Annotated in this window: 7 protein-coding genes; all 7 read left to right on the forward strand. The window is 49.1% G+C overall.

Annotated elements, in window-relative coordinates; translation table 11 throughout:
• On the forward strand, positions 1 to 416 hold a 416-nt coding region (locus AB5935_RS22970; protein WP_368327599.1), incomplete at its 5' end, for a cyclophilin-like fold protein.
• Between the two features lie 5 nt (positions 417 to 421).
• A complete protein-coding gene (locus AB5935_RS22975; protein WP_007832638.1) occupies positions 422 to 988 on the forward strand; it encodes a sugar O-acetyltransferase in 567 nt (188 codons plus the stop codon).
• 134 nt (positions 989 to 1,122) lie between these two features.
• A complete protein-coding gene (locus AB5935_RS22980) occupies positions 1,123 to 1,989 on the forward strand; it encodes a DUF3737 family protein (protein WP_038610103.1) in 867 nt (288 codons plus the stop codon).
• 19 nt (positions 1,990 to 2,008) lie between these two features.
• A complete protein-coding gene (locus AB5935_RS22985; RefSeq protein WP_038610100.1) occupies positions 2,009 to 3,442 on the forward strand; it encodes an MATE family efflux transporter in 1,434 nt (477 codons plus the stop codon).
• A gap of 3 nt (positions 3,443 to 3,445) precedes the next feature.
• Positions 3,446 to 4,615 carry a MalY/PatB family protein gene (locus AB5935_RS22990; RefSeq protein ID WP_008671732.1) on the forward strand — a complete coding sequence of 390 codons (1,170 nt, stop codon included), beginning with the start codon at positions 3,446 to 3,448 and terminating at the stop codon, positions 4,613 to 4,615.
• Positions 4,616 to 4,667: 52 nt separating this feature from the next.
• Positions 4,668 to 5,495, forward strand: a complete 828-nt coding sequence (locus AB5935_RS22995; RefSeq protein WP_008671731.1) for an SDR family oxidoreductase — start codon at positions 4,668 to 4,670, stop codon at positions 5,493 to 5,495.
• 146 nt (positions 5,496 to 5,641) lie between these two features.
• Positions 5,642 to 6,454: an AraC family transcriptional regulator gene (locus AB5935_RS23000; RefSeq protein ID WP_008671729.1), complete on the forward strand. Its 813-nt coding sequence runs from the start codon at positions 5,642 to 5,644 to the stop codon at positions 6,452 to 6,454.
• Positions 6,455 to 6,619: the final 165 nt, after the last annotated feature.

The following is a 6,619-nucleotide window of genomic DNA, read 5'->3' on the forward strand; positions in this document are numbered from 1 at the left end:
AAACTCCCGAACAACCGGGAGAAAAAGAGGATGGAGAACCAGAAACTCCCGATGTATCTTCTTTGAACGTAAATATTACTGTCGGCGACCGTACCGTTACCGCTACGATGGAAGACAATGCCGCCGCACGGGATTTCCTCTCTCGCCTGCCTCTTGAAATAACACTGAACGATTATAACAACATGACGGAGAAGATTTTCTATCCTGATCCGGCTCTGACAACCGAAGGCGTCACACGAGGCTGTGCCCCCACACCCGGAGATATAACAATCTATGCACCGTGGGGCAATGTAGCTATTTTCTGTAAGAGTTGGTCTCATAGTAACGCCCTGATTAAAATCGGTCGTATCGACGGGAACGGTATCGAAGTATTAAGTATAGCCGGAGATATACCCGTGAAGATTGAAAGGAGATAAGACGCATGACAACAGATGCATTCAAAGAATATGTCAAGACTTGTAGGGCACTCGATACAGAGGAGATACACCGCTTTATGGACGATATGAGCAACGAAGCCCGGCGCATTACTTTCCGGCTGAATACAGCATACCACACACAGGACGAAGTACGCGGATTACTTTCCGAGCTATTCGGTTACGAGGTACCGGAATCGCTCCGGGTATTTCCACCGTTCTATGCCGATTTCGGTAAAAATATCACCGTCGGCGAAGGGGTGTTCATCAATGCCTGCTGTCATTTTCAGGATCATGGCGGAGTGATAATTGGTGACGGATGCCAGATAGGACATAACGTGGTCTTTGCCACACTCAATCACGGTTTGGCTCCGGAAGAACGTCATACGACCTATCCTGCACCCATCGTGTTGGGTAAGAACGTATGGATAGGTTCCAATGCAACGATTCTGCAAGGCGTAACCATCGGCGACAATGTCGTCATCGGGGCCGGAGCGGTTGTAACAAGAGATTTGGAAGCAAATACGGTAGCAGCTGGTGTTCCCGCCCAATTCATTAAATCTATAGTACTATAACATGAACCATCCTCTGTTAGATAAACTTTATAACAAAGCAAATTGAGCCTTGAAGCAAAGTGGTCATAAAGGGCGCTTCGTACTTTTGCGCTGTTATAAGTCGAATATGAATAATAATTAAAAATAAGGAAAGTATGAAAGTAATATCAAATGCAGAATTCGGAGGTGAAAGACCTTTGTTCGAATCACATGACTTACGTTTGGAAAATGTAATCATCCGTGCCGGAGAGTCGGCCATCAAGGAGTGCAGCAACATCGAAGCCGTTGATTGCCGGTTCGAGGGGAATTATCCTTTCTGGCATGTGCATGGTTCCGTTATCGACCGTTGTTTCTTCGATGTCGGAGGACGTTCGGCGCTATGGTACTCCGACCATCTGAAAATGACGAATACACGCATTGATGCGCCCAAGATGTTCCGCGAGATGCACGATATCGAAATCGAGAACGTGGAGATAAACGATGCCGATGAAGTGTTTTGGCGTTGCCGGAATCTGAATATCAAAAATCTGAAACTGCATGGCGGCACTTATCCCTTCATGTTCAGCAGCAATATCCGCATCGACGGATTGGAAAGTGACAGTAAATACGTTTTCCAGTACGTGAAAGATGTGGAGATTCATAATGCCAAAATCACCACGAAAGATGCTTTCTGGGAGGTGGAGAACGTGACGATCTACGATTCGGAACTCAACGGCGAATACTTGGGCTGGCATTCGCACAATCTCCGGTTGGTGAACTGTCACATTACCGGCGAACAGCCGCTCTGCTATGCCCACGACCTCGTGTTGGAGACTTGCACGTTCGGCCCCGACTGTGACCGGGCTTTCGAGTACAGTTCGGTGCAGGCCACCATCAAAGGTGCGATAGGCGGAGTAAAGAATCCGCGAACAGGTTGTATCACCGCCGAGAGCTACGGAGAGATTATCCTTGACGAGAATATCAAGGCTCCCGCCGATTGCAAGCTGAGACTCTGGGATGAGAAAACTTGTTTTACCGATTGACGTACTTGCGAATAATTTAATGGGAATAGGAAAGGGAAAGACTGATTATCTGTTATCGCTTATCCGCGAAGGGAAACAAATGACGCTGGGGCAGCAGTTACGCCTGACTGCATACCTCAGCGTCCCGGCCATTATGGCTCAGATATCTTCTATCGCCATGCAGTACATCGATGCCTCGATGGTGGGCAGCCTCGGTGCGAATGCCGCTGCTTCCATCGGATTGGTCTCGACCACAACTTGGCTGTTCTGGGGGGTGTGTGCAGCCGCTGCGACGGGATTTTCCGTGCAGGTGGCACATCGTATCGGAGCCGGGGATTTCGTGGAAGCCAAAAAGATACTCCGTCAAGCAGTTACTGCCACGCTTGTTTTCAGTTCGCTGTTGGCTGTTGGCGGTATTTGTATCAGCGGTATGCTTCCTCTCTGGTTGGGTGGAGACGAGGCGATATGGAACGATTCGTCCCTCTACTTCAGAATATTCGCACTATTCCTGCCTGCCTTGCAGTTGAACTTTCTTGCAGGAGGTATGTTGCGTTGCAGTGGGAATATGCGCGTGCCCGCCATGCTGAATATAATGATGTGCTTGCTGGATGTCGTGTTCAACTTCTTCCTGATCTTTCCGACGAGGCATGTGGAGTGGTTCGGAGTAGTATTTACCGCTCCCGGTGCAGGTCTGGGTGTGAAAGGTGCTATATTGGGAACGGTATTGGCCGAACTCGTTACCGCCGGAGGAATGATGTGGTATCTATGCCGCCGCTCGCCCATGCTGAAGTTCGTCGGAGAACGGGGAAGTTTTCTACCCAAACGGGAGACATTGCGTAAGTCTTTCCGTATTTCGTTACCGATGGGATTCGAACACATGGCCATTTGTGGAGCGCAGATCGCAACGACGGTGGTTGTCGCACCGCTCGGCATCGTTGCCATTGCTGCCAACTCGTTCGCCATTATTGCCGAAAGCCTTTGCTATATGCCCGGCTACGGCATCTCGGAGGCTGCCACGACGTTGGTCGGTCAGAGCCTTGGAGCGAACCGTATCCGGTTGCTCCGTCGTTTTGCCAATATTACCGTCTGGTCGGGAATGCTGATTATGGGTGTTATGGGAGCGTTGATATATGTGGCGGCTCCGCAAATCATCGGAGTGATGACTCCCGTGGAGGAAATCCGCACGTTGGGAATCGAGATTCTGCGGATAGAAGCCTTTGCAGAGCCGATGTTTGCGGCATCTATCGTTGCCTACGGTGTATTCGTAGGTGTGGGTAATACATTCGTACCCAGTCTGATGAACTTCGGCAGCATTTGGGGCGTGCGACTGACACTGGCGGCATGGCTTGCTCCCACGATGGGACTACGCGGCGTGTGGCTTGCCATGTGCATCGAGCTTTGTTTCCGGGGAGTAATCTTCCTCGCGAGACTTTGGGGCAGTAACTGGATTTATAAATTACGAATAAATAGATAAGTTATGAAATACGATTTCGATACGATTATCCCGCGTCGCGGGACGAACTCTTACAAATGGGACACTCCTGAGGAGGAAAATGTGCTGCCCATGTGGGTGGCGGATATGGATTTCCGTACTGCACCGACCATTGTAGAAGCCTTGCAAAGGCGGGTTGCACACGGCATTTTCGGTTATACCAAAGTACCCGAAACCTATTACGATGCAGTCGTCCGGTGGTTCGAGAACCGTCATCGTTGGCGGATAGATCCCCGGTGGATTATCTATACAAGCGGTGTCGTACCGGCTCTGTCGGCCATTATCAAAGCCCTGACCGTACCGGGCGACAAGGTAATCGTCCAGACTCCGGCATACAACTGCTTCTATTCGTCGATTCGCAACGACGGATGCGAACTGTCGGCCAATAACCTCATTTACCGAGATGGTCGCTACTCAATCGACTTCGACGACCTCGAAGCAAAGGTGGCTGATCCGAAGGCGAAAATCCTATTACTATGTAATCCTCACAATCCGGTCGGACGGGTCTGGACGCCGGAAGAGCTGCGGCATATCGGAGACATCTGTTTGCGCAACGGAGTGTTTGTTGTGGCAGATGAAATTCATTGCGAACTGACCTATGAGGGGTATGACTATACTCCTTTTGCTTCCCTGTCTAAACGCTTCCAACAAAATTCCGTGACTTGCGTTTCACCGAGTAAGGCATTCAATCTTGCCGGACTGCAAATTGCCAATATCATTGCGGCCGATGATGATGTACGTCGTCGTATTGACCGCGCCATCAACATCAATGAAGTGTGCGATGTCAACCCGTTCGGCGTAATCGCTACAATCGCCTCTTATAACGAGGGTGGAGAGTGGCTCGATGCTTTGCGCAAATACTTGCGTAGGAATTACGAATATCTCTGCCACTTTTTTGAGCAGCGGTTACCGCAATATCCCGTGTTACCACTCGAAGGAACTTACTTAGTATGGATAGACTGCCGAGCACTCGGTATCGGTTCGGATGCTATGACCTTGCGCCTGCAAGAGGAACAAAAATTGATGATCAATTCAGGTACGATGTACGGGCCCGGCGGCGAGGGATTTATCCGTCTGAATATTGCTTGCCCCCGAACACTGCTTGTTGAAGGGTTGGAGCGGATGGCCCGTGTGCTGGAACAAAATGAAGAATAAACCGGCAATGAGATAAAAAATCACGTTATCAAAGAATAAAGAAAAAGTAAATATGAAGAAAGAAGTAATGATATTGACCGGTGCCGGTCAGATAGGAATGGCGATAGCCCGCCGTATGGGATATGGGAAAAAGATCGTTGTCGGAAACCTGAACCCGGAGAGTTCCGAGGCTGTTTGCCGTATATTGAATGAGGCGGGATTTGATGCAGTACCCGTCGAAATGAATCTCTCTTCAAGGGAGTCCATTTTGAACTTGATTGCGGTTGCACGGAAACATGGTGAAATTTCAATGCTCGTCAATACGGCGGGCGTATCACCGAGTCAGGCTTCCATCGAAACGATTCTGAAAGTCGATCTGTACGGAACGGCTGTCCTGCTCGAAGAAGTTGGGAAGGTTATTAAAGAAAACGGTGTCGGGGTAACGATTTCCAGCCAGTCGGGGCATCGGATGCCCGCTCTGACCATCGAGGAGGATATGCTACTGGCCACGACTCCTGCCGAAGAATTGCTCTCGCTCGACATGCTGCAACCGGATAGTATCAAGGATACGTTACACGCTTACCAGATGGCCAAGCGTTGTAACGTGAAACGTGTAATGGCCGAAGCTGTGAAATGGGGCGAGCGCGGGGCAAGAATCAACTCCATTTCACCTGGTATCATTGTAACTCCCTTGGCTATCGACGAGTTCAACGGGCCGCGAGGTGATTTTTACAAAAACATGTTCGCCAAATGTCCGGCAGGACGCCCCGGAACCGCGGACGAGGTTGCCAATGTTGCCGAACTACTTATGAGTGACAGAGGGGCATTTATCACGGGAGCGGACTTTCTGATCGACGGCGGTGCTACGGCATCGTACTTTTATGGCCCGTTGAAACCGTAATGTGTTGTACTGTAGTCTGTAAGGTAACAGCTGCCATACGAGGTCAAGCGTACAAAAATATTTTATCCGTTTTGCAAATTTGAGCCTTACAACAAAAACTTTATGGTTGGAATGCGTTATATTTGCGAAAATTAAAGACTGACAATATGGAACGATTAGATGTATTCGATTGCTCGAACGTGCTTATAGCGAGTTATTTCACCGATGACCGGGGATGCGCCCACGAAAACAGGGAGCATACGCTTATTTATTTGTGCTCCGGTGAGTTGGAGATAGAGGAACGTGGTAAGAAAACCGTGTTGCATCCGGGGGATTGTGCTTTCATGCGGCGCGATAACCGGATGTGGTTGCAGAAAAAGGTAGAGGACGGAAAGCCTTACCGTTCTGTCGTACTGAAGTTCTCAAGACCGTTTCTAAGAGAATTTTACCAGACGCTTAACCGGCAACAGATTCCGAACGACTCCGAACGTGAGAAGGTAAGCCTGCGCGTGTTGCCCAGTAACAGGCTTGATATCCGTTCGCTGTTCGAATCGGTCATACCCTATTTCGATGCAGGCGAAAAACCGTCCGAAGATGTACTGAAGCTGAAAATGGTAGAAGGGATATATGTACTGCTTAATACAGACCGGAATCTCTATGCCTCGCTGTTCGACTTCGTGGAGCCATGGAAAATCGACATTCTCGACTATCTGAACGAGAACTACATGTGTGATCTCTCTCTGGAGGAAATCGCCAGTTACACGGGACGCAGCCTGGCTACCTTCAAGCGGGACTTTGCCAAAGTCAGCAACCTGACACCGCAAAAGTGGATTATCAAACGTCGTCTGGAAGCCGCGCACGGCCTGATAAAATCAGGCAAGAAGAAAGTGACGGAAGTCTGCTTCGATGTGGGTTTCAAGAACCTGTCGCATTTCTCCAAGATATACAAGGAGGCTTATGGTGTCGCTCCTTCATGGTAAGATGAACTTCAGGACAAAACAGTTTGAGCCTTGCAGCAAAGCTGTTGTGGAATAATGCCCGTACTTTTGTATCGGAAACAGGAAAGACCTGTCGGTTGTCTTGGAAATGTCGAACTAAAAATCATATCGTATGAAAACAAAAGTAGCATCATTAGCTTTATTATT

The sequence above is a fragment of the Phocaeicola sp. RTP21198st1_B8_RTP21198_201120 genome (assembly GCF_040929485.1).
In the GTDB taxonomy this organism is placed as follows: domain Bacteria; phylum Bacteroidota; class Bacteroidia; order Bacteroidales; family Bacteroidaceae; genus Phocaeicola; species Phocaeicola dorei.